This is a genomic window from Kitasatospora sp. NPDC005856, from assembly GCF_040629945.1.
Taxonomy (GTDB): Bacteria; Actinomycetota; Actinomycetes; order Streptomycetales; family Streptomycetaceae; genus Kitasatospora.
Genome location: NZ_JBEXWT010000258.1, coordinates 1 through 1040, shown reverse-complemented (window position 1 = coordinate 1040; position 1040 = coordinate 1). Strand labels below are relative to the sequence as shown.

Here is a 1040-nt window from a genome sequence, read left to right as displayed (position 1 = left end):
GTTCGACGAAGAACGCGATGACCGCGTCAAGGTCCTCGACCACGATGAGGACGTTGTCCATCCGCTGGATCGCCATGCCGGATCTCCCTGCTCTGCTGCGATCACGATGACCGCATCCTCCCCGAGGACGGAGCCACCCGGCGGTCTTCGACATTCAGAGCAGACCGTCTGCCGCGTCGCGGCTGTCGCACCGCTGGTACGGGACCAGATCATGAATGCGGACGGCACGCTCGCCGGGTGACGTGCGGTCACCGCATCTGGTGTGCCACAGCAACCGGGCTGTCGACCAGGGAGATACCGCAAGATCGGCAGTTGCGGCCGGCGTGCAGAATCGATCCATGCAGATATCCGACTGGATAGCCCTGGCAGGCACCGCGGGCGGCCTTCTGATGAGCCTGGCAGCAATTTTCGTAACTTATCATATTTATCACCTCCAAACCGAAGAGGCGAGGAGGAACGGACGTGATGTGGAAACCCCTGCGCTGCTCGCGCACATCCTGCGCCTGATCGAGATGATCCTGTCGAACATGCCCTCGGCGTGGAACGAATCGCGCAGGAATCGAGGCCCGGACATCAGCGGACGACAGTGGACAAGACCCGCCCAGCCACGACATGTCCCGCCAGCGCCGCGACCACCGAAACGATCCGACGGCGACTCTCCACGTCAACGGTCAATCGCGCAACCCGAGAAAGACCGCGCGCACGCACCGGAACCAGCGGGCAGAGAGCCGACGGAACGCCCGTCCTACCAAGAACTCATAGAAGAAATAGATAGAATGATGCCGTCCGATGAGCACGGAGAGAAGCACGATCCACCGAACCGTGAGCGTGACACCCCCGATTACGGCATCCCAGGGCTCTAACATCCTGCCCCGGTTGCGGAACTGGGGGCTGCGGCGTGCTGTCTGCCCGGCTGCTGCGAGGGAGCGGCAAGTGCAGTGGACCGACGTCGGTCGCCAGCTGCCCGACGTTGGAGATCGTGGCACGTTGACGTTCGACGTCGACCAGTACGCCGCAAACCTGAGGCCCTTGGCCGAGCT

At 63.0% G+C, this 1040-nt stretch carries 1 protein-coding gene and 1 pseudogene; one reads left to right on the top strand and one right to left on the bottom strand.

Translation table 11 applies throughout. From position 1 onward, the window contains the following. Positions 1 to 76 (bottom strand): annotated as a pseudogene (locus ABZ449_RS42345) (VOC family protein); the annotation flags it as partial. A gap of 262 nt (positions 77 to 338) precedes the next feature. On the opposite strand from ABZ449_RS42345, the gene ABZ449_RS42340 reads away from it, so the two are divergent. After that, positions 339 to 863 (top strand): hypothetical protein, encoded by a 525-nt coding sequence (locus tag ABZ449_RS42340; RefSeq protein WP_360357540.1) that lies wholly within the window; start codon positions 339 to 341, stop codon positions 861 to 863. Positions 864 to 1040: the final 177 nt, after the last annotated feature.